Source organism: Streptomyces sp. 142MFCol3.1 (assembly GCF_000424945.1).
GTDB classification, from domain to species: Bacteria; Actinomycetota; Actinomycetes; order Streptomycetales; family Streptomycetaceae; genus Streptomyces; species Streptomyces siamensis.
The window spans coordinates 301,660-326,503 of the sequence record NZ_AUKV01000003.1; the positions used below are offsets into that span (position 1 = coordinate 301,660).

The following is a 24,844-nucleotide window of genomic DNA, read 5'->3' on the forward strand; positions in this document are numbered from 1 at the left end:
GGGCTGTCAGCAGGGCCTCGCAGGACCCGCGTACGACGAGGTGGGGGCACAACAGCGCCATGGCACAGGGCACGGTCCAGGTGACGCACACCGGCACCTCGCGGTGGCGGCGCCGCACGGGTGAGTACGCATCGCTGGCCGCCGCCCTGGAGGCCGCGGCCGACGGAGACGTCCTCACCGTCGCTCCCGGCACCTACCGGGAGAACCTGGTGGTGCAGCGCGCGGTGACACTGCGCGGCCCCGAGGGCTCCCCCGGCTCCGTGCGCATCGCCCCGGTGGACGGGGTGCCGCTGACCGTGCGCGCCTCCGCCGTGGTCCAGGACCTGCACGTGGAGGGCCAGGACTCGGCCGCACCCGCGCTGCTCGTCGAGGAGGGCACCCCCGAGCTGCTGGACGTCCGGATCGTCACACGGTCCGCGGCGGGGATCGAGGTGCGGTCCGGTGCCCGGCCCACCGCGCGCCGTTGCACGGTCGACAACCCCGCCGGCATCGGCATCGCCGTACTGGACGGCGGCGGTGGGGTGTTCGAGGAGTGCGAGGTCGTCGCGGCCGGCCAGTCGGGCGTCGCGGTCCGCGGCGGCGCCCGTCCGCGCCTGGACCGCTGCCGGGTGCACCACGCTTCCGGTGCCGGTCTGTCCGCCACCGGCGAGGGCTCCTCGCTCGAAGCTGTGGGCTGCGAGGTGTACGAGGTGAAGGGCTCCGGGGTGCAGATCACGGGGCGGGCCACGGCCCATCTCACCGACTGCGACGTGCACCGCACGACGGCGGACGGCGTCACGCTCGACACGGACGCGGTCCTCACGCTCGCCGACTGCCGCATCCACGACATCCCTGAGAACGCTGTGGATCTGCGCTCGCGTTCCGTGCTCACCCTGACGCGCACCACCGTGCGGCAGTTCGGGCGCAACGGCCTGTCGGTGTGGGACCCCGGCACCCGCGTCGACGCCAACCAGTGCGAGATCTTCGACAGCACCGGCGACTACCCGGCGGTGTGGGTCAGCGACGGCGCGACCGCGGTCCTCGACTCCTGCCGTGTGCACGACGTGCCCGACGCCCTGTTCGTCCTCGACCGCGGCTCCCGTGCGGACGTCGTCGACAGCGACATCTCCCAAGTACGCAACACGGCGGTCTCGGTGAGCGACGGCGCGACCGCCCAACTCGACGACTGCCGGATCCGGGACGCCGCGACGGGTGCGTGGTTCCGTGACCACGGCAGCGGCGGCACCCTGTCCGGCTGCACCGTCGACGGCACACAGACCGGTGTGATCGTCACCAAGGGCGCCGATCCCACCATCGAGCGCTGCACGGTCACCTCGACCGCCGAGGCGGGTTTCTACGTGTCGGCCGACGGCCGGGGCAGTTTCCTCAACTGCCGGGTCACCGACAGCGGGGGCTACGGCTTCCACGTGATCGACGGCTGCCGCTCGACGCTCAGGAAGTGCCGCACCGAGCGGTGCGCGCGCGGGGGTTACGAGTTCGCGGACGGCGGCGCAGCAGGTGGCCCGGTCGTCGAGGACTGCACGAGTGACGAGAGCGCCGGGCTGCGTCCGCCGGTGCCCGAGACGGCCGTCCAGACGTCGAGTCCGTCGTCGGGTCTGCTGGGTGCCATCCCGGGCCAGCGGAGCACGGAGCACGAGCCCCTCGTCACCGCGGAGGCACCGGCGCAGCCCGCACGCACGTCCAAGGCGGTCCTCGGTGAACTCGACGCGCTGGTGGGCCTGGAGAGCGTCAAGCGGGAGGTGCGAGCGCTCACCGACATGATCGAGGTGGGCCGGCGCCGGCAGGAGGCGGGCCTCAAGGCCGCGTCGGCCCGCCGCCATCTGGTCTTCACCGGCTCCCCCGGTACGGGCAAGACGACGGTGGCCCGGCTGTACGGCGAGATCCTCGCCTCGCTGGGCGTCCTGGAACAGGGCCACCTCGTCGAGGTGTCCCGGGTGGACCTGGTCGGCGAACACATCGGCTCCACCGCGATCCGCACCCAGGAGGCGTTCGACCGGGCACGCGGCGGCGTCCTGTTCATCGACGAGGCGTACGCGCTGTCGCCGGAGGACTCGGGGCGGGACTTCGGGCGCGAGGCCATCGACACCCTGGTGAAACTCATGGAGGACCACCGGGACGCGGTCGTGGTGATCGTCGCCGGCTACACGGAGGAGATGGAGCGGTTCCTCTCGGTCAACCCCGGTGTGGCGTCCCGTTTCTCACGCACCATCACCTTCAATGACTACGCGCCCGACGAGCTGCTGCGGATCGTGGAGCAGCAGGCCGAGGAGCACGAGTACCGGCTCGCGCCGGGCGCGGCCGAGGCGTTGCAGAAGTACTTCACGGCGATCCCGAAGGGCCCCGCGTTCGGCAACGGCCGCACCGCGCGGCAGACCTTCGAGGCGATGGTGGAGCGGCATGCGGGACGGGTCGCCCAGCTGGCGGAGCCGGACACCGACGACCTCACGCTGCTCTACCCGGAGGACCTGCCGGAGCTGCCCTGAGGGCCGCTGTCCTGCGGACGGGGAGCGGGGACGTCGGGCCTCAGCCGGCTCAGCAGCCGCGCCCGCTCGACGTCGAAGGCCGGGTCCGCCTGGTAGTCGGAGTGGCCGAGGATCGGTGCGGGCAGCGGGTGTTGTTCGGTCCGTCCGTAGGCGAGCGGGTCTTTCAGGGGTTCGTGGTCGACCTGGGGGCCGCAGTCGCCCGGCAGCAGGACCGGGCCGCCGATGGGGTCGGTCCGACGGTAGAGATTGCGCCAGCAGGCGACCTCGTGGTGCAGAGCGGTCAGGGCGGCCGGGCCGAAGTGGGCCGGGAACCAGCGGCCGTACAGGCGCTCCAGCGGCGAGCCGTAGGTGAGCAGGGCGATCCGCTTGCGGACCGACGGCTTCAGCTGCCATGCCGCCGCGGCCGCCAGCACACTGCCCTGCGAGTGCCCGGACAGTACGAGCCGTCCGCCGGTGGTGCGGATCCACGTGGCCATGCGCCAGGTCAGGTCGGGAACGGCGCGCTCGGCGTAGCAGGGCGGTGCGAAGGGGTGGGCGGCGCGCGGCCAGAACGTGCCGACGTCCCAGAGGATGCCGATGGTGCGGCGGGCCGCGGGGTCCTTGTAGGCGCGGCGGCCCCACGTGACGAACAGTATGAAGCCGAGGCCGATCAGCCAGGAACCGAGCGCCTGTGCGGTCTGCGCTCCGCCCCGCACGAAGCCGTAGGCCCCTTGCGCGGCGTCGCCCGGGGCGTCGCCGGTGGCGAAGGCCCCGACGAGCGCGGCGGCACCGAGCAGCAGCGTCACGGACGACAGGACGCCGGTCATGACGGGGGCCAGGTCGGTGAGCGTGGCCATCGCGCGGACGCCTGCGATGCGGCGGGTACGGGCGATGTCCAGGGGCTGTCCCTCGTGGTCGAGTGCGACGGCGGCCATCTCACGCTCGCGCAGTCGCCACGTGTGCCGGGCGAGCCGGCCGCCGAGCACGAGGAGCACGAGGAGCAGCGGTGGGATCGCCGAGGCCTGCCAGGTCAGCAGGACGGGCGGGCCGGGGAGCGAATCCCGGGTGCCGTCCAGCCAGTCGGCCACACGCTGGGAGACCCCTCCGGACATGACACCGCCCAGCGCGCAGGCGAGCATCGCGACGGCGGGCCCGGCGATGCCGCGCATCGCGGTGCGCGGGTCGGGACGTGTGCGGTACAGGATGTGGGCCACCCCGCACAGGGCGATGACGATCAGGCCCTGCAGGAAGGCGATGCCGCCGAACGTCAAGTCGCCGGGCAGACGTCCCGTGGAACGCCAGCTCGGCCGGGACCAGCCGGCGTACACCGAGGTCAGGACGAGGAGAACGAGCGATCCGACGGGCAGCAGGCGCACCAGCATGTGGTCCAGCTCCTTGTCGAGCCGGTTCTCGCTGCGTCCGCGTCGGCAGACCACCCACAGCACGAAGAAGGCGCCCGCCACAAGCGTCGCCTCCAGGAGCGTGCCCAGCGCGTCGAGGACGGCGGGACCGCCGGGCCTTCGGTCGTGGCGGGCTGCGGAGCTGCCGACCGCGGCGGCGACGGTCAGGAAGCCCGCCGCCGTGTGGGCGGCGCGCAGTCGGGCCACCAGACGGCGCCCGTACCAGAAGCCGGGACGGCCGAGTCCGGTTCGGCCGGTCCCCTCGGCGGGCTCCGCGGCACGGGACATCGGCCGGTGCGACTCGTACGCGCTCCAGGTGCGGTGCGACAGATACCACAGCAGTCCGGTCAGCGCGGCGGGCACGAGGCCGGCGAGGGCGAGCCGGCGGCCCGGCTGGCTCCACCATCCGCCGCCGGACACGGCCGGTGAGAGGAACCCGAGCCAGGTGTGCTCGCGGGCGCACGCGCGCGTGCCCGCGCACTGCCAGGCGGTGAGGTCGAGGGCGACCTCGCAGACGGCGGCCACCAGGAGCACGGTCAGGCTGAGCGCGGCGAGGCGTACTAGGAGACCGTAGAGGCGGACGGTGCGTGTGCGTCCGCGTGCGGCGGGCCGCATCCAGTGAGCGAGGTTGACGACCATGAACGGCAGCAGCAACAGCCACAGGGCGCGGGACCCGTTGCCGGACGTGAGGTTGCACCACACGTAGGCCTCGCGCACCGGCCCGTCCCGGTGCTCGTCGGGATGCCGTTCCGCCTCCGCGTCGTCCACGCGGCGGTAGACGGCGGCCGTCTCGTCCCCGGTGACCCGGACCGTCCGTGGATCGTTCAGCATCACCTCGGGTGTCGTGCCGCCCACCCCGTGCACCAGGAGTTCCAGGGCGGCTCCGCCTGCCGTGGGCCGCTGCGCGAGGACGTCCGGCTCCCCCGTCGAGGCCTGTTCCCTTGCACGTTCCACTGTTTCGCACTTCCCCCGTGCCGCGTGTGTCGCATGCGTCGTGTGCCGGCACCAGGATCTCCACTCCGAGGCGTGTGCACACGCGTAGTCACCGAATCTCCCCGATACGTGTGACAGTGGCGGCGCGGGGTGCGCTCCCGATGTCCTTGCGGGCAGTGGAGCGACTGTCGGTGACCCGTGCGAGGATGGGACGTCCTCCAGACCTCGGACAAGGAGAATGTCCACGTGGGAGTGGGTTCGGACGGAGTGTCGGACAGCGTGCGGCGAAAGGACCGGAGCGGACGTGAGTGAGAATCAGAACCTCCTCGCGGAGCAGCGCCGCGCCCTGATCCTGGACGAGGTGCGGCGCCGCGGTGGCGTCCGTGTGAACGAGCTGACGCGCAGGCTCGGCGTCTCCGACATGACGGTCCGCCGCGACCTCGACGCCCTCGCCCGCCAGGGGGTCGTGGAGAAGGTGCACGGGGGTGCCGTGCCGGTGGCCGAGGCGAGTACGCACGAGCCGGGCTTCGAGGCCAAGTCCGGGCTCGAACTGACCGCCAAGGAGGACATCGCGCGCGCCGCCGCCGAGTTGGTGGCGCCGGGCTCGGCGATCGCGCTCTCGGGCGGCACGACGACGTACGCGCTGGCGCATCAGCTCCTCGACGTCCCGGACCTGACGGTGGTCACCAACTCGGTGCGGGTTGCGGACGTGTTCCACACGGCGCAGCGCACGTCGGGTCAGCGGCAGGGTGCCGCGACGGTCGTCCTGACCGGTGGTGTGCGCACACCGTCCGACTCCCTGGTCGGGCCCGTGGCCGATCAGGCCATCGGGGCTCTCCACTTCGACGTGCTGTTCCTCGGCGTGCACGGCATATCGATCGAGGCGGGTCTGTCGACTCCGAACCTCGCGGAGGCCGAGACGAACCGGCGGCTCGTGCAGTCCGCACGACGCGTCGTCGTGGTCGCCGACCACACGAAGTGGGGCACGGTGGGCCTGAGTTCGTTCGCCGCGCTCGATCAGATCGACACGCTGGTCACCGATGCCGGGATGCCCGCGGCGGCGCGTGTGGAGATCGCGGAACACTTGAGGCGCCTGGTGGTGGCCGGTGAGCCCGGAGACGGTACAGACATCTGACGGCCCGACAGCTATGGTGACGTGGCCCGTGCCGCCGCCGCTGCGCCGAACGCACGACGGACGCCGTCGCCCGTGCGGCCGGTGGGTCGGGTGCGCAATGGTCATCGCCCGCTGACTGCCACCCGGGACTCCGTTCCCGCTAGGGGGTTTCGTTCATGGCACGCCGTCTGCGTCCCGTGGGACCCGACTTCGTCGAGACCGCACCGCTGCGTCTGGTGTTCGCCCGGGTGGTGAAGGCCCCTCCCGAAGCCGTCTTCCACGCGCTCGCGCAGGACGTGCCCGGCTGGAGCGAGTGGTTCTCGGCGGTGACGCTCGCCCGGCCCATCGCGGACGGCGCCGGCCGCGAGGTCCGGCTCAGGGGCGGCACGCGCTTCACGGAGTCGGTCCTGACATCCCGTGCGCCGGAGGTGTACTCGTACCGGGTGGACGCCACGAACGCGCCGGGGCTGCGTGCCCTCGTCGAGGAGTGGCGGCTCTCCCCCGACCCGACGGGCACCCGGGTGCAGTGGACCTTCGCGGCGGACGGGACGGCTCTGTTCAGAGCGGCTCTCACGCTCGGCCGCGCGGGTCTCGGCCGCGCCTTCCGCGACGCGGTGACGGCCCTGGACCGCCGGTTGGCGTCGGCGCCCGCCTGACCTCGACGGACGTCGCCCGACGCGGTGCCGGGCCGACGGCGTCCGCTGTTCGACCCGTCGGCACAGAGCGGGAGGTGTACGCCGTGCCGACCGTCGGCAGAAAACCGTAGGTCGGTGTACGCCGTGCCCCCGACCGCGCGGCACCGAAGGTTCGGGGTGCGCCGTGCGACCCGACCACGCGGAGTCGAGGATCCGGTGTGCGTGCCCCCGTGGGCGCGAAGCCGAGGTCGACGCCGTGACGGCCGGACGCGACGGCAGCCCAGTAGGGCTGACGCACCCCGGCCGGACGGCCGCGGGCCACCCACGACGCCGCATCCGCCCGCTGCGCTCCCGGTGCCGCGGTCCGGCCGCCTTCGCCCGTGCCACAGGCCCGGGGCCACCCGCGCCGTCGCCCCGGCTCCCGATGCCGCTGCCCCGGCCCCGTACCGTCAGTCCGGCCAGACGCCCGTCTCCAGGAGGGACCTGATCGCCGCCGTGTACGGCTCGATGTCCAGTCCCTGTTCGGCCAGCCACTCGTCGGAGTAGTACTTGTCGAGATACCGGTCCCCGGGATCGCACAGGAGCGTCACCACGCTCCCCTTCCGTCCCTCGGCCACCATCTCGGCGACGATCTTCAGGGCGCTCCACAGGCCGGTGCCGGTCGAGCCGCCGGCCTTGCGTCCGATGGCCTGTTCCAGGGCGCGTACGGCGGCGACGCTCGCCGCGTCCGGCACTTTCATCATCCGGTCGACGGCACCGGGCACGAAGCTCGGTTCCATGCGCGGTCGGCCGATGCCCTCGATCCGCGAGCCGCAGTCGCAGGTGACCTCGGGATCACCAGTGGTCCAGCCCTCGAAGAAGCAGGAGTTGTCCGGGTCGGCGACGCAGATACGGGTGTCGTACTGCATGTAGTGGACGTAGCGCGCGAGGGTGGCCGAGGTGCCGCCGGTGCCGGCCGTGGCGACGATCCACGCGGGCTCCGGGAAGCGCTCCAACTCCAGCTGACGAAAGATGGATTCGGCGATGTTGTTGTTGCCGCGCCAGTCCGTGGCCCGTTCCGCGTAGGTGAACTGGTCCATGTAGTGACCACCGGTCTCGACCGCGAGCGCGGCGGACTCCTCGTACATCTTGCGCGAGTCGTCCACGAAGTGGCATTGCCCGCCGTGGAACTCGATCAGGCGGCACTTCTCCGCGCTCGTGGTGCGCGGCATGACCGCGATGAACGGCACCCCGATGAGCTTGGCGAAATAGGCCTCGGAGACGGCGGTCGAACCGCTGGAGGCCTCGATGACGGGGCAGCCTGGACGGATCCAGCCGTTGCACAGCCCGTACAGGAACAGCGAGCGGGCGAGCCGGTGCTTGAGGCTGCCGGTGGGGTGGGTCGACTCGTCCTTCAAGTAGAGGTCGATGCCCCACTTCTCGGGCAGCGGGAAGCGCAGCAGGTGGGTGTCGGCCGAGCGGTTCGCGTCCGCCTGGACCTTGCGGACGGCTTCTTTCAGCCAGGCCCGGTAGTCCGCGTCACTACGGTCGACGTCGAGGGTTGCGCCGGTCCGGATCTGCTGAGGAGTGGTGCTCACGGCGAGGCTCCTTACGCATCGTGCCGACGCCGTTCAACCGTGTCGGACACCTCGATGATAATCAGCTCCCACACGCTTCTCACCTGCATAAACACACCTTTGAGCACCTCAAAGGCGGGCCTGGGGAGCGGGCCGTGCGGCCATGGGGGCGCACACCGGCGCGCGCTCCCGTCGCGCCCACCGGACCGTCATGCGCACTGGTGCTCGCCGCAACCTGCGGGCAGACTGCACCGCACGGAAGCGTCCCGCGTGCCGCCCGCGGCGCGGGACCACGGTCCGGTGCGGTGCACACTGGATCACGGACGGACGCGGGACCGCGACAGGGCAGAGCCGAAGCGCACAAGGGGGCGGGGCATCATGGCGGAGCCGGAGTTCACGGCCACGGGCGTGCGGATCGGGAAGAGGCTGCGCTCGCTCACCCGGGCGGGACAGGTCCGGATCAGCGACGGCAGGCTGCAACTGCTCACCAGCTACGGCAGCGAGATCGACAGCGCTCCCGTGCAGGCGGTGCGCGCGTCCAAGCCGTGGTTCGCGCACGAGGACCGCGCGTTGGCGGACGTCAACGGCACCCGCTACTCGCTCACCCTCGGCGAGCACGACCCCGCGCCCGGCGCTCCGGGGCCGCCTTCGGCGCGCCGTTTCATCGAGGCGGTGCGCAAGGCGGCAGGGCGCAGCGGCTGAAGCGGCACCCGGCGGCGGCGCACCCGGGCCACGACCCGGAGCGCACCGCGGTCGGAGGGCAGCAACCCGGCCGCGGCGGGCCGGACGGCCGCAGGGCACGGCTCCCGCGCTCCTCCCGCCGCGCAGCCGCGGAGCTCCACAGCCTCGGGACAGAGGAACGAAAGGGCACCCGGAACGGACCGGCGGCACCGCGGGACCCGAGCCGGTCAGCACCTCAGGACACAGCATCCGAAGCAGTACGCGAGGGCGGTCGGCCCAGGTGGGCGCACACGGCGTAGGCGACTGACAGCGCCGCGAGTTGCGGGACCGCACCCCCTGAGTCACGCTGTTCTCACATCACTCTGGGTTTACCGGCGATAACGCTGCGAACCAGCCCGCCGGCCACCACAGCAGGCGGCCGTTCCACTCAGCCACTCTGCTGGATCCGATCTCCGCCTTCTTCCGGACCTCAATTCGGGGAGTCGCAGCCGTGATCAGCGAGCCAAGCAGGCATTGCACGGTGGAGCTCCAAGCCCTGCCGTCGCGGATCGGCCAGGTCCGCAGAATCGTATCTGCGCAGTTGCGCTACTGGCATATGGACGCCCTGATAGACCGGGCCGCGCTCGGCGTGACCGAGCTGCTGTCCAACGTCCATCAGCACGCCCAGCCCGACAAGCTGTGCACCGTGAGCATCGAGCTGCTGCTCGACCGGCTCACGGTCTCGGTGTACGACCACGACCCCCGCCTGCCCGAGGTGCGGGACGTGGACCCCACCTCCACCTGTGGCCGTGGCCTCGCCATGGTCGCCGCGGTGAGCGAGAGCTGGGGGGTGCGACCCGAGGGCGATTCTGGCAAGGTCGTGTGGTTCACGCTCCCGGCGCCCGCGGCGCCGGCACCGACGCCTGTGATCGCGGCGCCCGCGGTGGCCGCGCCCGCCCGCACCCCGTACGACACCGCCTGCGCGACCGCGCTCCGCCAGACCGTCGACGGACTCCGGCCGGAACACGCTCCCGCCCGGTCAGCCGTTGCCGGCTGACCGGGCGGTGAACAACCTCTCGCACATCGCGGGGGCACGTGCGCCGTCCGGCCTCCTGCGGCACGCCCCGCCGCCGGGGCCGCACGTCCTTCAGCGACTCAGTCGGTGGCGATGGCGCGCAGCACGTCCAGGCGCGCGGCCCTTCGCGCCGGGCGCAGGCCCGCGAGGGCTCCGGCGGCGAGGCCCACCAGCGCCACCACGACGAGCCGCACGGGCGGCATCGCGAAGACGAAGCTGCTGTCCGACGCGCCGTCGGACGCCTTGACGAGCACCCAGCCGAGGAAGGCACCGAGGGCGAGCCCGCCCGCCGTGCCGAAGGCCGCCACGAGGACCGACTCCCAGCGGACCATGGCGCGCAGCTGGGCCCGGGTCTGTCCGACCGCCCGCAGCAGGCCCAGTTCACGGGTGCGTTCGTGGACCGCGAGCGTGAGCGTGTTGGCTATGCCGAGCAGTGCGATGAGCACGGCGAGGGCGAGCAGGGCGTAGACGAGGGTCAGCATCATGTCGATACCGCCGGCCGAGGACTGCGCGTACTCGTCGCGGGTCTGCACCTCGGGGTTGCCGAACCTCTGGGCGACCCTTTCCACCGCCGCCCTGCCGTCGGCCGTGCTCACCCCGTCCTTGAACGAGACCGCGACGAGGGTGTCGGAGTCCTGGATGCGATGCGGGGCCCAGGCGGCACGGGTGATGACGTAGTCGCCCGCCAGTTCGGACCGGCCGTAGACGGCGCGGACGGTGAATTCCCGCTGCTCGCCGTCGGTGAAGGTGAGCCGGGCCGAACCGCCGGTCCTGAGGTGCTGCCGGTCTGCCTCCTGCTCGGTGACCGCGATGCCGTCGGTGCCCAGGCCGGCCAGGGAGCCGCGGACCTCGCCGAGGTCGAAGACCTTGCCGAGTGCGATCGGATCGGTGACGGTGAGGGCGCGCCCGCTGCCGTTCACCTCGGCGACGCCGCGGCCCAGGCCGACGGCGGTTTCGACGGTGGGCTGCCGGGCGATGGCGGGGGCCAGTTCCGGGCTCAGCCCACTGCCTCCGGCGCCGAACGACGGGGTGCTCACCGCCACGTCGCCCGCGAAGGACCGGGAGACGGTCTGGTCCATGGTGGCCTTGAGCGAGGCGCCGAAGACCGTGAAGAGCGAGACGACGGCGACGCCGATCATCAGGGCGCTCGCGGTGGCGGCGGTCCGTCCGGGGCTGCGCAGGGCGTTGCGCCGGGCGAGTCCCCCGGTGACGCCGCGGAGGGTGGCCAGGAGGCCGCCGAGGATCCGTACGGCGGTCGTGGACGCGACCGGGCCGAGCACCACGAAGGCCGCGAGGGCCAGGACCGCGCCGAGCCCGGCGAGCCACAGGGACGAGCCCGCCAGTACGCCGGTGAGGGTGCAGCCGAGCGCCAGCGCGGCCAGACCGCCACCGATCACGGCACGCGTGCGCGATGTCCCGGACCGGTCGACCGACGTCTCCCGCAGGGCGGCGAGCGGCGAGGTGCGCCCGGCGCGGACGGCGGGGAGCAGCGCGGAGCCGAGGCAGACCACGACGCCGACCGCGAGCGGCAGCAGCATGGACAGGGTTCCGATGACCAACGCCCCTTCGGGGAAAGGGAATCCGATGGCCGGGAACAGCGCCTGGAGTCCGGCGGCGATGCCGACGCCGCCCGCGAGTCCCACGGCCGACGCGATCACGGCGACGACGATCGCCTCGGCGAGGGTCGAGACGGTCACCTGGCGACGGGAGGCCCCGAGGGCGCGCAGCAGGGCGTTCTCCCGGGCGCGTTGGGCGACGACGATCGCGAAGGTGTTGTGGATGGAGAAGGTCGCGACGAGGAGGGCGATCCCGGAGAAGACGAGCAGGAAGGTGGTGAAGAGGTTCAGGAACTGACTGGAGATCATGTCGGTGTTCTCCTGCGCCGACTCCTGGCCGGTGATCGCCTCGACTCCCTCGGGCAGGACCGGCTCCAGGTCCCTGACGAGGGTGCGCTGATCGACACCCGGGCCTGCCCGCACGCGGATGCTCGCCGCCTCGCCGGGCTTCGCGGTGAGGTACTTCTCGGCGTCGGCCTGCGTCATCCCCGTGAAGGTGACCTGCGCCATGCCGTCCTCGCCGCCGAAGGTGGCGAGGCCCACGATCGTGACCGGGACGGGGTCGGGCGTGCGCAGGATCGTCGTGTCACCGATCTTCAGGTGGCCCTTTTCGGCGGCACCCCGGTTGACGACGACCTCGCCGGACATCGCGGGGGCGCGGCCCTCGGCGAGCCGGTAGGCGTTGAGCCGCGAGTCGTCGATCCAGTTGCCCGCGAGGGTGGGCGGGCCCTGGCCGCCGACGGGTTCGCCGTCGGAGCCCACGAGTTGGCCCGCTCCCTGGATGTCGGGCGCCGCTGCGGCCACCCCCGGGGTCCGTTCGATGGTCTTCACCAGGGCGGTGTCGACGGGCCGCCGTACGCCCTGGCTCTCGCCGGGCGTGGTGATGGTGTCGGCGCCGCGGACGACGGCGTCGGTGCCCTCGGCCGCGTTGCCGAACATCGAGTCGAAGCCGGCGCGCAGCGTGTCACCCATGACGAGGGTTCCGGCCAGGAAGGCGACGCCGAGGAAGACGGCGAAGAACGTGCCGGCGAAGCGGCGCTTGTGTGCCCTCAGGGAGGAGACGCTGATGCGGAGCGCGGCGTTCATGACGCTGACCCCTTGGTGTCGAAGGCCTTCATCCGGTCGAGGACCCTGTCGGCCGTCGGCGACTGCATCCGGTCCACGAGGCGCCCGTCGGCGAGGAAGACGACCTCGTCGGCGTGTGCGGCGGCGACCGGGTCGTGCGTGACCATGACGACGGTGCGATCCATCTGGCGCACCGCGCGGCCGAGGAGGTTCAGGACCTCCTCGCCCGAGCGGGAGTCGAGGTTGCCGGTGGGCTCGTCGGCGAAGACGACGTCAGGCTGTCCGGCGAACGCCCTTGCCACCGCGACGCGTTGCTGCTGTCCGCCGGAGAGCTCGGCGGGGCGGTGGTGGAGCCGGTCGCGCAGCCCGACCACGTCGACGAGGGCGTCGATCCAGTCGCGCGAGCCCTTGGTCCCGGCGAGGTCCATGGGCAGGGTGATGTTCTCCGCGACGGTCAGCGTCGGGACCAGGTTGAAGGCCTGGAAGACGAAGCCGATGCGGTCGCGGCGCAGCAGGGTCAGACGGCGGTCGTCGAGGGAGCCCAGTTCGGTGCCGCCGATCCGGGCGGTGCCCGAGGTCAGGGTGTCCAGGCCGGCCGCGCAGTGCATGAGGGTGGACTTGCCGGAGCCCGAGGGCCCCATGATCGCGGTGAAGCGGCCGGCCGGAAAGCCGACGCTCACCCCGTCCAGGGCCCTCACGGCGGTGTCCCCGCTGCCGTACACCTTGACGGCGTCGGTGACGCGGGCCGCGTCCCGGATGGCGGTCGTGGTGGTCACGCCGCACCGCCCTTGCCCGTGCGGCCGAACTGCTCGTCGAGGACGGAGAGGCGGCGCCAGTATTCGTCCTCGTCGATCTCGCCGGAGGCGAAGCGGCGGCCGAGCACGGCGATCGGCTCGTCGCCGGCCGGACGGCCGTCGACGGGGCCGAAGGCGCCCGTCCCGCGCCACGGGCCACGCCGGCCGCGCCAGGCGGTGCGGCGCAGTGCGGTCACGACGCCGATCACGACGGCCGCCCAGATCAGCGGGAAGAAGAGGATCCACGGGCCGGGCCCGCCGTCCCAGTTCGCCAGGGTCTGCATCCAGGGTCATCTCCTCGGTGGGATGCGATGGGTTCGTTGCGATGCATCGAGACTGGCTCCGGGAGGGGGTCCGAGTCGTCGTACGGCCAGCGGCCGTACGCGTACCTCCCCGGGAGTACGCGGGGCGCCGTCGGCTGCTTCCCGCACGACCTCGACTCTGTACCTATCGGTATGTACAGTGGGGTCATGAGCACCCAGGAGCGACTGATCGAGTCCACTCGCGAGCTGCTGTGGGAGCGCGGTTACGTGGGCACGAGCCCCAAGGCCATCCTGGAGCGCGCGGGTGCCGGACAGGGCAGCATGTACCACCACTTCAAGGGCAAGCCCGATCTGGCCCTCGCCGCGATCCGGCGCACCGCCGAGGAGATGCGGGCGGGCGCGGAGGCCGTGCTGACCGCACCGGGGTCACCGTACGAGCGCATCGAGGCGTATCTGCGCCGTGAGCGCGACGTGCTGCGCGGCTGCCCCGTCGGGCGGCTGACGATGGATCCGGAGGTGATCGCGAGCGACGAACTGCGCGCGCCCGTCGACGAGACACTCGACCGGCTGCGCGAGCGCCTGGCCGGGATCGTCGAAGAGGGCAAGAAGCTGGGGCAGTTCGCGCCGGCGCTCGACGCGGAGGAGATCGCCGCGACGATCCTCGCGACCGTCCAGGGCGGCTATGTGCTGGCACGCGCGTCCGGATCGCCCGCCACCTTCGACACAGCGGTGAGGGGACTGCTCGCTCTGCTCACCCCGCTGCGCTGACACCGGGCGCGGACGCTCTCCCCCGGACCCGACACCTCTCACCGAAGGGGCATCGCATGCACGCCATGCAGTACGAGCTGACCTTCCCCGCCGACTACGACATGGGCATCATCCGCGACCGTGTCGCCAGGGTCGGGCACCTGCTCGACGACTGGGACGGACTCGGCTTCAAGACGTATCTGATGCGCGAGCGCGGGGTGGACGGCTCGCCGGTGAACCAGTACGCGCCCTTCTACCTGTGGAACACCACCGAAGGCATGAACCGGTTCCTCTGGGGCGGCGCGTTCCAGGGGCTCGTCGACGACTTCGGCCGGCCCGTGGTCCAGCACTGGACGGGTCTGGCGTACGAGGAGGGCGGCGCCGCCGGCTCGCCCGCCCGGGTCGCGGTGCGCCGAAGGGAGCACCTGGAGCCGGGAGTGGAGTTGTCCGAGGCCATGGAGGAGGCGGTGCGCGAGGCCGGTCGGACCGCCGCGCTGGACGGGGCGGTCTGCGCCGCCGCGGCCGTCGACCCTCGGCACTGGCAGCTCGTCCACTTCTCGTTGTGGGACCACGACTTCCCCAAGGCCACGGGCGACACCTTCCAGGTGCTGCACATGTCGGCGCCAGGGCGTGACCGGCTGCCACGCGGACGGCAGTGGTGAGCATGCCTCCCGCCGCGACGGTGCGCACGGTCCTCGGTGACGTGCGCCCCGAGGACCTCGGGGTGTGCGACGCCCACGACCACCTCTTCTTCGCCAGCCCGCAGCTCCCCGGCCAGGAGCTGAACGACGCTTCGGCCGCCCGCGCCGAGCTGGCCGCGTTCCGCGACCGGGGAGGCGCCGCCGTGGTGCAGTGGACGCCGTACGGTCTCGGGCGGCGCGCCGCGGACCTGCCGCTGCTCGCCCGCGACACCGGCGTCCACGTGGTGGCTGCGACCGGGCTCCACCAAGCGGTGCACTACGGCCCCGAGTTGTTCGCGGAGCTGCGCGGCGGGCTGGCTGAGGTGTTCGTCGCCGAACTCACCTCGGGCATCGGCACTTCGGGGGTGCGGGCCGGTCTGATCAAGGTCGCGGGCGGTTTCCACGCCCTGGACGCGCACGCCCGCTGGACGATGGGCGCGGCGGCCGAGGCCCACCACGCGACGGGTGCACCGATCGCCGTCCACCTGGAGCTGGGCACCGGGGCCCTCGACGTACTCGACCTGCTGTGCGGCGAGTTGGGGGTGCCGCCGGACCGGGTGGTGCTGGGACACCTCAACCGCTCACCGGACTTCGTCGTGCAGCGCGAGGCCGCCGGGTCGGGAGCGTTCCTCGCCTTCGACGGCCCCTCCCGTACCCATCACACCACCGACTGGGCCATGCCCGACGCCCTGCGGGCCCTCGCCGACGCCGGCTTCGGCCACCGGCTGCTGCTCGGCGGTGACACGACGACCGCCGCGGCACGCTCGGTCGACGGCGGTCCGGGCATGCCGTATCTGCTGCGGCGGGTGCGTCCTCGGCTCGAACTCGCCGTCGGCACGGACCTGGTGGACCGCATCCTCACCGAGAACCCCGCGCGGGCGTTCGCCACCACGTGGTGAGGTGCACATTCTCGGGGGAGGGCGCCGTCACACCCGCGGCCGCCGCGCCGGTCATCACAGCTAGACGCCGACCAGCGCGGCGGGCGGGTCGTCGAGCACCGGCTGCCACGCCAACTCGGCAGCTCCCACAAGGCTGTTGTGGTCGAGGGTGCAGGCGAGGATGGGTACACCACCGCTCTGGCCCCACAGACTGCGGTCGGCGACGACGGCGCGCAGCCGGTCCGGGTCGGCGTCGAGCAGGGTCCGGTGCAGTCCGCCGAGGATGATGCGGTCCGGGTTCAGGATGTTGACGAGACCGGCGAGTCCGAGACCCAGCCGGTCGATCAGTGCCTCGACGGCCGTACGGACGCCGGGATCGGCGGACTCGTCGCGGATCAGGTCGTTCGCCTGCTGGAGCAGTGACACCTCGGGACCGGGTTCGCGGCCCGCCGTCGTGAGGAAGGCCAGTGGGTCCGCCTCGACGTCGAGGCAGCCGCGGCTGCCGCAGTAGCAGGGGCGGCCCTCGGGGTTCACCGTGAGGTGACCGACCTCCAGGGCCAGACCCGAACTGCCGGTGTGCAGACGCCCGTCGAGCACCAGGGCGCCGCCGACACCCCGGTGGCCGGTGGCCACGCACAGCAGGTCGCGGGAGCCTCGGCCCGCGCCGTGCCGGTGCTCGGCGAGGGCGGCGAGGTTCACGTCGTTGGCGGCGAAGGCAGGCCCCTGGATGCCCGCGGCGCGCACCCGCTCCGCGAAGATCCGGCGCACCGGGGAGCCGGCGGGCCAGGCGAGGTGCAGGGGGTTGAGGGCGAGCCCGTCGGGTTCGGCGACGGCGGACGGCACGGCGAGTCCGGCGCCCACGCAGCGCCGCCCCGTCGCGCGCAGCAGCTCCGCGCCCGCCTCGACGACCGAGCCGAGAACCTTCGCCGGGTCGGCGTCGACGGTCTCGCAGCCGGGCGCGGTCGCCACGATCCGGCCGCCCAGGCCCACGAGCGCGGCACGGAAGCCGTCGGCGTGCACCTGCGCCGCCAGCGCGACGGGTCCGTCCTCGGCGACCTCCAGCCGGTGCGAGGGCCGGCCCTGCGAACCCGCGGCCGCTCCGGGGCGCGCGTCGACCCGGATCAGCCCCAGTGCCTCCAGCTCCGCGGCGACCGCACCCGCGGTCGCCCGGGTGACGCCCAGCTCGGCGGTGAGCACGGCTCGCGTCGGCGCACGCCCGGTGTGCACGAGCTCCAGCGCCGGCCCGAGCGCCCCGCGCCCCCGGTCCAGCCGCGTCCGCGTGTTCCCTTCCCCCGTCGCCCGGGGGCCCGCCTTGCCGTTCATGAGGGCGAGTCTGTCATGATCCGCTCGTTCGGTCGCCCGTGCGGTCGCCGGGCGGCCGCGTGCGGTCCGGTGTGCGCAATCCGCTGACCCTGAGGGTGACGTTGAGACGTCCGGTCAGCCCCAACTCGGGCGGCGCGGTGCCCGCGTGCACCCGCGGCACTCCGTAGTACGCGAGCCGCGACGCCCCGCCGAACACGAAGAGGTCGCCGCTGCGCAGGTCCACGTCGCGGTACGGGCGGGCCCTCGACTCGGTGTTCCCGAAGCGGAAGACGCAGGTGTCGCCGAGGCTCAGGGACACCACGGGGGCGTCCGACTTCTCGTCGCTGTCGCGGTGCATGCCCATGCGGGCGTCGGCGTCGTAGAAGTTGATCAGGGCGATGTCGTACGTCGCTGTCGTGGCGGCTTCTGGCCCCAGGGCCGCGTGGACGGCGTCACGGCCGAGTGCGGCCAGCCACTGCGGGAGGGGCTTGACCGGGGACCCGTCACCGTCGACCACCGTGCGGGCGTACCCGTACGGGTACCAGTGCCAGCCCAGGCAGACCTGCCGGGCGGTCATGGCGCCGCCGCCAGGTGTGCGGACGGTGCGCAGCCCCGCCGGTGGGCGCGCCCATGCGCGGCAGGCCTCCAGGAGCTGCCGCTGGCGGTCTGCGTCGAGCCAGTCCGGGACGTGCACCGCGCCCGGCGCGATCTCCGTACGGGCGCGCGGAAACAGCTCACTGTCCATGGCCCCCATCATCACGCACCCGGCGGACGGGTACTGAGCTGCGCCTCCGTTAGCCTTGACGCACCATGAACGACCGTATGACCACTCCGTGGGGCGAGTACGCGCTGGCCCGCTTCCCCGAGGACCCCCGCGACCGGCTGCGTGCCTGGGACGCCGCCGACACGTATCTGCTGCGGCACCTCGCCGAGAGCGGGACCCCGCTGACCGGGTCCGTCGTGGTCGTCGGCGACCGGTGGGGCGCGCTCACCACGGCGCTGGCGGCGCACCGGCCCACGCAGATCACCGACTCGTTCCTCGGGCAGGAGGCGACGCGGGCGAATCTGGCGCGTGCCGGTGCCGAGGATGCCGGCGCACGGCTCCTCACCACGCAGGACGCCCCTCCCGGGCGGATCGACGTGCTGCTGGTCCGGGTACCGAAGAGCCTCGCCCTCCTGGAGGACCAGCTGCACCGGCTGGCGCCCGGCGTGCACGAGGGCACGGTCGTCGTGGGCACCGGGATGGTCAAGGAGATCCACACCTCGACGCTGCACCTGTTCGAGCGGATCATCGGTCCGACCCGCACGTCGCTCGCTGAGAAGAAGGCCCGGCTGATCTTCTGCACCCCGTACCCGGGCCTCGCGCGGGAAGCCAACCCGTGGCCGTACAGCTACCGGCTCCCCGACGGCGTCGGGCCGGTCTCGGGCCGCACCGTCGTCAATCACGCGGGCGTCTTCTGCGCCGACCGACTCGACATCGGCACCCGGTTCTTCCTGCAGCACCTGCCGCGCAGCCGCGGCGCCGAGCGGGTCGCGGACCTGGGCTGCGGAAACGGCGTGCTCGGCACGGCGGTCGCTCTGGCCAACCCCGAGGCCGAGGTGCTGTTCGTGGACGAGTCGTACCAGGCGGTGGCGTCGGCGGAGGCGACCTACCGGGCGAACGCCGACGGGAAGGCTCAGTTCCGGGTGGGTGACGGTCTGGCGGACGTCCCCGCCGGGAGCGTCGACCTCGTCCTGAACAACCCGCCGTTCCACTCGCACATGGCGACGACGGACACCACCGCGTGGCGGATGTTCACGGGTGCCCGGCGGGCGCTGCGGCCGGGCGGTGAGCTGTGGGTGATCGGCAACCGCCACCTCGGCTACCACCTGAAGTTGCGCCGGCTGTTCGGCAACAGTGAACTCGTGGCCGGTGACGCGAAGTTCGTGATCCTCAGGGCTGTCAGGACGTAGTCCCGCGCAGCGCGCGGGGGGAGGCGCCCAGTTCGCGGCGGCACGCCTTGTTGAAGGCCTGCAGGTCGGGGATGCCGACGGAGGCGGCCACGGCCGGGATGGACAGGGTCGAGGCGCGCAGCAGGTGATGGGCGCGTTCCAGCCGGCGGCGACGGATGTAGGCCACGACCGTGGTGCCCGTCTCGGCGCGGAAGAGCCGGGTGAGGTGATTGTGGGACACCCCGGCGGCCCGGGCGATCCGGGGGATGGTGAGCGGGGCGGCGAGGTGGGCCTCGATGTGGGCGATCGCCGTGCCCACCGCGGGGTGCGGGCCTGCTTCGGCGACGGCGCGCGGGGTGAGGTCGGCGATGCGCCACAGCGCGGTCCAGATCTCGGCCCGGGTGCGTTCGGGCGCGCCGGGGGCCGCCGCGATCGCGTGCCGCATCAGCTGGGAGAGCGCGGGAAGTTCGGCCCCGGTGTCCTGCACGACGGGGAGCGTTCGCGAAGGGCCGCACGGTGTGATGCGCAGATGGGCGTACAGATGTTCGGAGCGGCCCTGGTAGCGGTACCTGACGGTGGCGCCGGGCGGTACGAGGCTCACCCGGCCGGGGCGGACGAGGTGTGCCGTGCCGTCGACGGTCAGTTCGGCGTCGTACTGGTACAGGTGCAGCTGCCACAGTTCGGGCAGCCGAAAGACGTCCGTGGGGCTCGCCACGCCGTGCACGCCGACCCCCGCGTTGACGACGGCGGGCGGCTCCCCGAGGTGCAGCCGCGTCTCCCGCATGGTGAGAAATTACCAGTAGTGGTGAATGGGGCCAACGCGCCGAAGACGCGGGCGGACCTATGTTGGCGCTCATGACCACCACGTGGGAGCAATCGACAGGCAGCACCCTTCTCAGTTCGGTCGGGATGGCGCACTTCGTGGCCCACGGCTCCTTGCGACTGGACGCCGTGGTGCCCGCCGAGATGAATGCCGAAGGGATGGAGGTGCTGCGCGGGGGACTTCCCGACGTGCCGTACGGCACACCCGTCACGGACGCCTACCCGGAGGGGTCGTTCGTCCGCAGGCTCCTGGAACTACCGGTCGTCGCCGGTGCGTTGCGGAGTCTCGTAGGCCCGGGCCCGTCCGTCGACCATCACGCCGTGCACATCCGCGAGCCCCGCGAGGGGCAGGCGCAGCCGCTGCACGGTGACGCGATCATCGACGTGCGCACCGACGCCTTCGACGTCCAGTTGATGTACTACCCGCAGGACGTCACGCTCGACATGGGCGGCACCCTCAGCGTCCCGGGCAGTCATCTGCGCCGCACGAACGAGTCGGACACCGGGCGCTACCAGAATCTGCGCGGGCAGAACCGACTCGTCTGCCCGGCGGGCACCGTGGTGTTTCTGCACCATGGGCTGTGGCACGGCGGGCGGCGCAACGACAGCGACACGGCCCGCTACATGTTCAAGATCCGTTTCAATCCGTCGGTACGCCAGCGGCGGCTGTGGGACACCTCGGACCTCGGGGACCCCCGGGTGGCGGAGGAACTCGCCACGACGTTCCCCTGGTACGAGCCGGCGACCGGCCGGCTGGAGGTGTACAACCGCGTCCTGCTCTGGCGCTCGCTGACCGGGGACGACTCCTACGACCTGGATCACTGGGTGACCCGGGTCTCCAACCGCCCACAGGGGGAAGTCGTATGAGTGCTCGTCAGCAAGTCCTGGTGCTGTACCTGGCCACCTCGGCGCTCGATTCCGAGGTGGTGGGCTGGTCGGCCTACGACGGGACGGGCCGTACCTCCCCCACGACCGGGGACGGCGACGAGCCGCCCTACAAGACGGGTGTGCACGCCCTGGAGGACGGCTGGCGGCTGTTCCAGGCGGCGCAGCTGCTCCCGCCGCATCCGGGGCACGAGTACGACGTGTCGTTCCTCAAGCACGAGTTCTTCTTCGAGAAGCTCGTCGAGGCCGGCACCGGTTCGGGCGGCGGCCCCGTGTGACGTCAGGCCCGTAGGACGCCGATGAGCCGCGCGACGGTCCGGGCCATCGCCTCCCGCCCCACGCCGAGGTACTTGCGCGAGTCCACGGCCTCGGGGTGGGCGGCGAGGAACTCGCGGACGGCGCCGGTCATCGCGAGGTTCAGAGCGGTCCCGACGTTGACCTTGGTGATGCCGCCGGCGACGGCCGCACGGAGCTCGTCGTCCGGCACCCCGGAGGAGCCGTGCAGGACGAGCGGCACACCGAGCGTCGCGGCCAGCCGTTTGAGCAGGTCGTGGTCGAGGGCCGCGGTGCGCGTGGTCATGGCGTGCGAACTGCCGATCGCGACGGCCAGTGCGTCCACGCCGGAGTCGGCCACGAAGGCACGGGCCTCGGCGGGATCGGTCCGGGCCCCCGGTGCGTGCGCGTCCAGCGCCGGCTCGCCGTTCTTGCCGCCGACCTCGCCCAGCTCCGCCTCGATCCACAGGCCTCGGGCGTGGGCCCAGTCGGCGGCGGCCCGGGTCACCGTGAGGTTCTCGTCATAGGGCAGGCGCGCGGCGTCGTACATCACGGAGCTGAATCCGGCGCCGGGTGCCTGCCGCAGCAGGTCGTCGCTCTGCACGTGGTCGAGGTGCAGCGCGACGGGCACCGAGGCCCGTTCGGCTGCCGCCGAGGCGGCCCGGGCCAGTGGGAGCAGCCGTCCGTAGCGGAACTTGACCGCGTTCTCGCTGACCTGGAGGACGACCGGAGAGCCGGCGGACTCGGCGCCCGCGATGACAGCCTCGACGTGCTCCAGCGTGATGACGTTGAACGCGGCGACGGCGGTCCGTGCCGCGGCGGCCTCGTCGACCAGTTCACCGGTTGCGGCGAGTGGCACAACTCCTCCTTTGCTGCCGGCGGTCGGGCCGGTTCAGTGACTCGCCGGGCTGAGGATCACGGAGCGGGTGAGGTGGCGCGGCCGGTCGGGGTCGAGGCCTCGGGCGGAGGCGACGGCGACGGCGAGCCGCTGCGCGCGGACGAGTTCGGCGAGCGGATCGAGGCCTCCGTCCACCCACTGGCCGCCGGTCTCGCGCACCTGGCCGGCGAGCCCTTCCGGCGCGTCGCCGAGCATCCAGGTGGCGGTGCCGCGGGTGGTGACGCTGATGGGGCCGTGCCGGTACTCCATCGCGGGATAGGCCTCGGTCCACGCGAGGGAGGCCTCGCGCATCTTCAGGGCGGCCTCGTTGGCGAGGCCGACGGTCCAGCCGCGGCCGAGGAAGGTGAACTGCGTGCAGTCGACGAGACCCGCGGGCAGCGGAGTCCGAAGCGCGGTGCGCGCGTCGGCGACGACGGCGTCGCTGTGCAGGCCGAGGTGCGCCCGCAGCAGGGTGAGCGCGGTGGTCGCGAACCGGGTCTGGACGACGGAGCGTTCGTCGGCGAAGTCGAGGACGACGACGTCGTCCGCCGACTCCATCACGGGCGTGCGCGGGTCGGCGGTGATGGCGGTGGTGCGTGTGCTCCCACGCAGCCGCCCGAGGAGTTCCAGTACCTCGGTCGTGGTCCCCGACCGAGTGAGGGCGACGACTCGGTCGTACGCGCGGGAGCCGGGGAACTCGGAGGCGGCGAAGGCGTCGGTCTCGCCCTGGCCGGACTGTTCGCGCAGTGCGGCCACGGCCTGGGCCATGAAGAAGGAGGTGCCGCACCCAACGATCGCGACGCGCTCCCCCGCTGCCGGCAGAGCCGCCCCGTGTGCGGTGGCCTGTTCCGCGGCGCGGATCCAGCACTCGGGCTGGCTGGTCAGCTCGTGCTCGACATGGGTCATGTCGTACCCCTCCCACTGGTGCTTGTTCATGCAAGATATAGCGATGTTTCGAGCACAATCAAGCATCCATGGTGGGAGTGGGGTGCGCTAGGGTCACGGAGGAACGAGGAACGGAGAGTGCGGATGTCGCGCGACGCCCGCTGGAAGGCGCTGCTGGAACTGCTCGTGGAGCGGGGCCGGTTGGATGTCGAGGAGGCCGCGGCCCAGCTGAAGGTGTCGGCCGCGACGATCCGGCGCGACTTCGACCAGCTCGCCGAGCAGCAGATGCTCGTGCGCACCCGGGGCGGCGCGGTGGTGCACGGCGTCTCGTACGAACTGCCGCTGCGCTACAAGACCGCCCGCCACGCCTCCGAGAAGCAGCGCATCGCCACGGCCGTGGCCGGACTCGTCTCCCCCGGTGAGGCGGTGGGCCTGACCGGCGGGACCACGACCACCGAGGTGGCCCGCGCCCTGGCCGTGCGCCCGGATCTGGCCTCGGGGTCCCCCGCGCTGACCGTCGTCACGAACGCCCTGAACATCGCCAACGAACTGGCGGTGCGCCCCCAGTTCAAGATCGTGGTGACCGGCGGGGTCGCCCGTCCGCAGTCCTACGAGCTCATCGGCCCCCTCGCGGACGGCGTGCTGGGCCAGATCACCCTCGACGTGGCCGTCCTGGGCGTGGTCGCCTTCGACGCCACGCACGGCGCCGCCGCCCATGACGAGGCGGAGGCCGCCATCAACCGCCTCCTGTGCGAGCGCGCCGAGCGCGTGATCGTCGCCGCCGACTCCAGCAAGCTCGGCCAGCGGGCGTTCGCGCGGATCTGCGCGGCGGACTCCGTGGACACTCTGGTCACCGACTCCGCGGTACGGCAGGAGACGGTGCGGCTGTTCGAGGAAGCCGGGGTGGCGGTCCTCGCCGTGTGACGGCGGGTCTGATGGTCACCGTCCGCCGTTGCGGGACATCGGCTCAGCGTCCGCAGGTGCGGGACGTCGTTTCACCGACCGCAGGTGCGGGGCATCGTTTCACCGACCGCAGGTGGGGGGCGTCGACCCATCGTCGGCCGTTGCACAACGTCGGACCGGTGCCGCACGCACGTCGGTGTCCGCGTCCCGGCGGCGGTGTCCGCCCGTACGACGAAGAGGGGCACGGGACGCGGAGACCACCCCGGCCGGCCGGGGCCGCCACGGGAAGCCGGGACCGCACGAAAAGCCGGGGCCGCCGCGGGACCTGCGCGGCGGCCCACCGCGTCACGCCCGGCCGGTCACGAAACCGTCGATCGCCATCGTCAGCTCCTCCGGCTTCTCCACCGGCAGTTCGTGGCCCGCGTCCAGGATCCGCACCACGGCGTCCGGGTAGGCCTTCGCCATCCGCAGCATCTGCGACACCGGCAACTGGATGTCGTGGTACCCGTGCACCATCAGGGTCGGAGTGCTGATCTCACCGACCCGGTCGAGGACGTCGAAGGCCCGCATGGCGCCGTAGAGCGTCATGACCACCTCGCGCGGAGTGTCGCCAGAGGCCCGGACGTACTCCCGGATCTCCTCGCGCGGATGGCCTGGTGCGAACGCGCGCTGGATGTTGGCCGCGATGAACAGCTTGAAGGGGGCGAGGGCGGACGCCGCCATGAGCAGCCCCCTCCCCCGGCTGTAGGTCATCCGGCTGATCGAGTTCACCAGCACCATGCGCTCCACCCGCTCGGGGTGGGACAGGGCGATGGTCTGCGAGATCATCCCGCCCATGGAGTGACCGATCAGCACGAACCGCTCGACCTTCAGGTGGTCGAGGAGCGCGAGGACGTCCTTCGCCAGCTCCGCGATCGTCCGCACCCCCGCCCCGCTGCTCTCCCCGTGCCCGCGCAGGTCGAGGCGGATCACCCGCCGTCTGTCGGAGAAGTGCGCCACCTGGTGGTCCCAGCGGTGCCGGTTCGCCGTCCAGCCGTGGACGAAGACCAGGGGCACGCCGTCGCCGTCGCGCGGACCTTCGTCGTCGTACGTCAGGACCGCGCCGTCGACTTCGAGCTGCGGCATGGGGCTCCTCCTGGAGTGAGGT

General features: G+C 72.5%; 23 protein-coding genes. 12 read left to right on the forward strand and 11 right to left on the reverse strand.

Features of this window, described 5'->3' with window-relative positions:
* Positions 1-59: 59 nt before the first annotated feature.
* Positions 60-2,483: a right-handed parallel beta-helix repeat-containing protein gene (locus H305_RS0105985; RefSeq protein ID WP_028799616.1), complete on the forward strand. Its 2,424-nt coding sequence runs from the start codon at positions 60-62 to the stop codon at positions 2,481-2,483.
* On the opposite strand, the gene H305_RS0105990 is transcribed toward H305_RS0105985, so the two are convergent.
* Positions 2,453-4,816, reverse strand: coding sequence for a membrane protein (locus H305_RS0105990; protein ID WP_028799617.1), 2,364 nt, complete (start codon positions 4,814-4,816; stop codon positions 2,453-2,455). The two genes, H305_RS0105985 and H305_RS0105990, sit on opposite strands and share 31 nt — an antisense overlap.
* A 283-nt stretch (positions 4,817-5,099) precedes the next feature.
* Between H305_RS0105990 and H305_RS0105995 the strand changes: the two genes are divergently transcribed.
* Positions 5,100-5,930, forward strand: a complete 831-nt coding sequence (locus H305_RS0105995; RefSeq protein WP_028799618.1) for a DeoR/GlpR family DNA-binding transcription regulator — start codon at positions 5,100-5,102, stop codon at positions 5,928-5,930.
* 155 nt (positions 5,931-6,085) lie between these two features.
* Positions 6,086-6,565 (forward strand): SRPBCC family protein, encoded by a 480-nt coding sequence (locus tag H305_RS0106000; RefSeq protein ID WP_028799619.1) that lies wholly within the window; start codon positions 6,086-6,088, stop codon positions 6,563-6,565.
* Positions 6,566-6,993: 428 nt separating this feature from the next.
* Here the strand turns inward: H305_RS0106000 and H305_RS0106005 are convergent, their stop codons facing one another.
* On the reverse strand, positions 6,994-8,121 hold the full coding sequence (locus H305_RS0106005; RefSeq protein WP_028799620.1) for a PLP-dependent cysteine synthase family protein: 1,128 nt from the start codon (positions 8,119-8,121) through the stop codon (positions 6,994-6,996).
* Between the two features lie 357 nt (positions 8,122-8,478).
* Between H305_RS0106005 and H305_RS0106015 the strand changes: the two genes are divergently transcribed.
* Together H305_RS0106015 and H305_RS0106020 are read left to right on the forward strand one after the other, a co-directional pair.
* The gene (locus H305_RS0106015) at positions 8,479-8,802 is read left to right on the forward strand and encodes a hypothetical protein (protein WP_028799621.1); all 324 of its coding nucleotides are present in this window, start codon (positions 8,479-8,481) and stop codon (positions 8,800-8,802) included.
* A gap of 469 nt (positions 8,803-9,271) precedes the next feature.
* Positions 9,272-9,817: an ATP-binding protein gene (locus tag H305_RS0106020; protein WP_028799622.1), complete on the forward strand. Its 546-nt coding sequence runs from the start codon at positions 9,272-9,274 to the stop codon at positions 9,815-9,817.
* A gap of 98 nt (positions 9,818-9,915) precedes the next feature.
* Here H305_RS0106020 and H305_RS0106025 read toward each other — a convergent pair whose 3' ends face one another.
* Genes H305_RS0106025 through H305_RS0106035 form a run of 3 tightly spaced genes read right to left on the reverse strand, consistent with a single transcriptional unit; the run spans position 9,916 to position 13,534 of the window.
* Positions 9,916-12,477: an ABC transporter permease gene (locus H305_RS0106025; RefSeq protein WP_028799623.1), complete on the reverse strand. Its 2,562-nt coding sequence runs from the start codon at positions 12,475-12,477 to the stop codon at positions 9,916-9,918.
* The gene (locus H305_RS0106030) at positions 12,474-13,232 is read right to left on the reverse strand and encodes an ABC transporter ATP-binding protein (RefSeq protein WP_028799624.1); all 759 of its coding nucleotides are present in this window, start codon (positions 13,230-13,232) and stop codon (positions 12,474-12,476) included. The genes H305_RS0106025 and H305_RS0106030 overlap by 4 nt, the downstream gene beginning before the upstream one ends.
* Positions 13,229-13,534, reverse strand: a complete 306-nt coding sequence (locus H305_RS0106035; RefSeq protein ID WP_028799625.1) for an SHOCT domain-containing protein — start codon at positions 13,532-13,534, stop codon at positions 13,229-13,231. Before H305_RS0106035 ends, H305_RS0106030 begins: the two co-directional genes overlap by 4 nt.
* A gap of 171 nt (positions 13,535-13,705) precedes the next feature.
* Here H305_RS0106035 and H305_RS0106040 point away from each other — a divergent pair, with 171 nt between their 5' ends.
* The 3 genes from H305_RS0106040 to H305_RS0106050 are packed head-to-tail and all read left to right on the forward strand — an operon-like array spanning position 13,706 to position 15,839.
* The gene (locus tag H305_RS0106040) at positions 13,706-14,281 is read left to right on the forward strand and encodes a TetR/AcrR family transcriptional regulator (protein WP_028799626.1); all 576 of its coding nucleotides are present in this window, start codon (positions 13,706-13,708) and stop codon (positions 14,279-14,281) included.
* A gap of 56 nt (positions 14,282-14,337) precedes the next feature.
* Positions 14,338-14,922 carry a DUF4865 family protein gene (locus tag H305_RS0106045; RefSeq protein WP_028799627.1) on the forward strand — a complete coding sequence of 195 codons (585 nt, stop codon included), beginning with the start codon at positions 14,338-14,340 and terminating at the stop codon, positions 14,920-14,922.
* Between the two features lie 2 nt (positions 14,923-14,924).
* Positions 14,925-15,839, forward strand: coding sequence for a phosphotriesterase family protein (locus H305_RS0106050; protein ID WP_028799628.1), 915 nt, complete (start codon positions 14,925-14,927; stop codon positions 15,837-15,839).
* Between the two features lie 60 nt (positions 15,840-15,899).
* Here H305_RS0106050 and H305_RS0106055 read toward each other — a convergent pair whose 3' ends face one another.
* Complete coding sequence (locus tag H305_RS0106055) at positions 15,900-17,141, reverse strand: ROK family protein (protein WP_028799629.1); 1,242 nt, start codon at positions 17,139-17,141, stop codon at positions 15,900-15,902.
* Between the two features lie 13 nt (positions 17,142-17,154).
* On the reverse strand, positions 17,155-17,865 hold the full coding sequence (locus H305_RS0106060) for an alpha-ketoglutarate-dependent dioxygenase AlkB family protein (protein WP_028799630.1): 711 nt from the start codon (positions 17,863-17,865) through the stop codon (positions 17,155-17,157).
* Between the two features lie 65 nt (positions 17,866-17,930).
* Here H305_RS0106060 and H305_RS0106065 point away from each other — a divergent pair, with 65 nt between their 5' ends.
* Positions 17,931-19,073, forward strand: a complete 1,143-nt coding sequence (locus H305_RS0106065; protein WP_234020629.1) for a methyltransferase — start codon at positions 17,931-17,933, stop codon at positions 19,071-19,073.
* Here the strand turns inward: H305_RS0106065 and H305_RS0106070 are convergent.
* Complete coding sequence (locus tag H305_RS0106070) at positions 19,063-19,836, reverse strand: helix-turn-helix domain-containing protein (protein WP_028799632.1); 774 nt, start codon at positions 19,834-19,836, stop codon at positions 19,063-19,065. The two genes, H305_RS0106065 and H305_RS0106070, sit on opposite strands and share 11 nt — an antisense overlap.
* Before the next feature lie 71 nt (positions 19,837-19,907).
* Here H305_RS0106070 and H305_RS0106075 point away from each other — a divergent pair, with 71 nt between their 5' ends.
* Both H305_RS0106075 and H305_RS0106080 read left to right on the forward strand, forming a co-directional pair.
* Positions 19,908-20,741, forward strand: a complete 834-nt coding sequence (locus H305_RS0106075; protein ID WP_051370392.1) for a phytanoyl-CoA dioxygenase family protein — start codon at positions 19,908-19,910, stop codon at positions 20,739-20,741.
* The gene (locus H305_RS0106080; RefSeq protein ID WP_028799634.1) at positions 20,738-21,037 is read left to right on the forward strand and encodes a hypothetical protein; all 300 of its coding nucleotides are present in this window, start codon (positions 20,738-20,740) and stop codon (positions 21,035-21,037) included. The genes H305_RS0106075 and H305_RS0106080 overlap by 4 nt, the downstream gene beginning before the upstream one ends.
* A gap of 2 nt (positions 21,038-21,039) precedes the next feature.
* On the opposite strand, the gene H305_RS0106085 is transcribed toward H305_RS0106080, so the two are convergent.
* Complete coding sequence (locus H305_RS0106085) at positions 21,040-21,891, reverse strand: class II fructose-bisphosphate aldolase (RefSeq protein WP_028799635.1); 852 nt, start codon at positions 21,889-21,891, stop codon at positions 21,040-21,042.
* A gap of 33 nt (positions 21,892-21,924) precedes the next feature.
* Positions 21,925-22,815 carry an SIS domain-containing protein gene (locus tag H305_RS0106090; RefSeq protein WP_028799636.1) on the reverse strand — a complete coding sequence of 297 codons (891 nt, stop codon included), beginning with the start codon at positions 22,813-22,815 and terminating at the stop codon, positions 21,925-21,927.
* A 123-nt stretch (positions 22,816-22,938) separates the two neighbouring features.
* Between H305_RS0106090 and H305_RS0106095 the strand changes: the two genes are divergently transcribed.
* Positions 22,939-23,718, forward strand: coding sequence for a DeoR/GlpR family DNA-binding transcription regulator (locus H305_RS0106095; RefSeq protein WP_028799637.1), 780 nt, complete (start codon positions 22,939-22,941; stop codon positions 23,716-23,718).
* A 324-nt stretch (positions 23,719-24,042) separates the two neighbouring features.
* On the opposite strand, the gene H305_RS0106100 is transcribed toward H305_RS0106095, so the two are convergent.
* The gene (locus H305_RS0106100; protein WP_028799638.1) at positions 24,043-24,822 is read right to left on the reverse strand and encodes an alpha/beta fold hydrolase; all 780 of its coding nucleotides are present in this window, start codon (positions 24,820-24,822) and stop codon (positions 24,043-24,045) included.
* Between the last annotated feature and the right edge of the window lie 22 nt (positions 24,823-24,844).

Excerpts from the sequence above, each read along its gene's own strand:
- H305_RS0105985 (WP_028799616.1), top strand. The coding sequence starts at position 60 with ATGGCACAGGGCACGGTCCAGGTGACGCACACCGGCACCTCGCGGTGG.
- H305_RS0106000 (WP_028799619.1), top strand. The coding sequence starts at position 6,086 with ATGGCACGCCGTCTGCGTCCCGTGGGACCCGACTTCGTCGAGACCGCA.
- H305_RS0106015 (WP_028799621.1), top strand. The coding sequence starts at position 8,479 with ATGGCGGAGCCGGAGTTCACGGCCACGGGCGTGCGGATCGGGAAGAGG.
- H305_RS0106025 (WP_028799623.1), bottom strand. The coding sequence starts at position 12,477 with ATGAACGCCGCGCTCCGCATCAGCGTCTCCTCCCTGAGGGCACACAAG.
- H305_RS0106035 (WP_028799625.1), bottom strand. The coding sequence starts at position 13,534 with ATGCAGACCCTGGCGAACTGGGACGGCGGGCCCGGCCCGTGGATCCTC.
- H305_RS0106040 (WP_028799626.1), top strand. The coding sequence starts at position 13,706 with ATGTACAGTGGGGTCATGAGCACCCAGGAGCGACTGATCGAGTCCACT.
- H305_RS0106045 (WP_028799627.1), top strand. The coding sequence starts at position 14,338 with ATGCACGCCATGCAGTACGAGCTGACCTTCCCCGCCGACTACGACATG.
- H305_RS0106050 (WP_028799628.1), top strand. The coding sequence starts at position 14,925 with ATGCCTCCCGCCGCGACGGTGCGCACGGTCCTCGGTGACGTGCGCCCC.
- H305_RS0106055 (WP_028799629.1), bottom strand. The coding sequence starts at position 17,141 with ATGAACGGCAAGGCGGGCCCCCGGGCGACGGGGGAAGGGAACACGCGG.
- H305_RS0106060 (WP_028799630.1), bottom strand. The coding sequence starts at position 17,865 with ATGGACAGTGAGCTGTTTCCGCGCGCCCGTACGGAGATCGCGCCGGGC.
- H305_RS0106065 (WP_234020629.1), top strand. The coding sequence starts at position 17,931 with ATGAACGACCGTATGACCACTCCGTGGGGCGAGTACGCGCTGGCCCGC.
- H305_RS0106070 (WP_028799632.1), bottom strand. The coding sequence starts at position 19,836 with ATGCGGGAGACGCGGCTGCACCTCGGGGAGCCGCCCGCCGTCGTCAAC.
- H305_RS0106075 (WP_051370392.1), top strand. The coding sequence starts at position 19,908 with ATGACCACCACGTGGGAGCAATCGACAGGCAGCACCCTTCTCAGTTCG.
- H305_RS0106080 (WP_028799634.1), top strand. The coding sequence starts at position 20,738 with ATGAGTGCTCGTCAGCAAGTCCTGGTGCTGTACCTGGCCACCTCGGCG.
- H305_RS0106090 (WP_028799636.1), bottom strand. The coding sequence starts at position 22,815 with ATGACCCATGTCGAGCACGAGCTGACCAGCCAGCCCGAGTGCTGGATC.
- H305_RS0106095 (WP_028799637.1), top strand. The coding sequence starts at position 22,939 with ATGTCGCGCGACGCCCGCTGGAAGGCGCTGCTGGAACTGCTCGTGGAG.
- H305_RS0106100 (WP_028799638.1), bottom strand. The coding sequence starts at position 24,822 with ATGCCGCAGCTCGAAGTCGACGGCGCGGTCCTGACGTACGACGACGAA.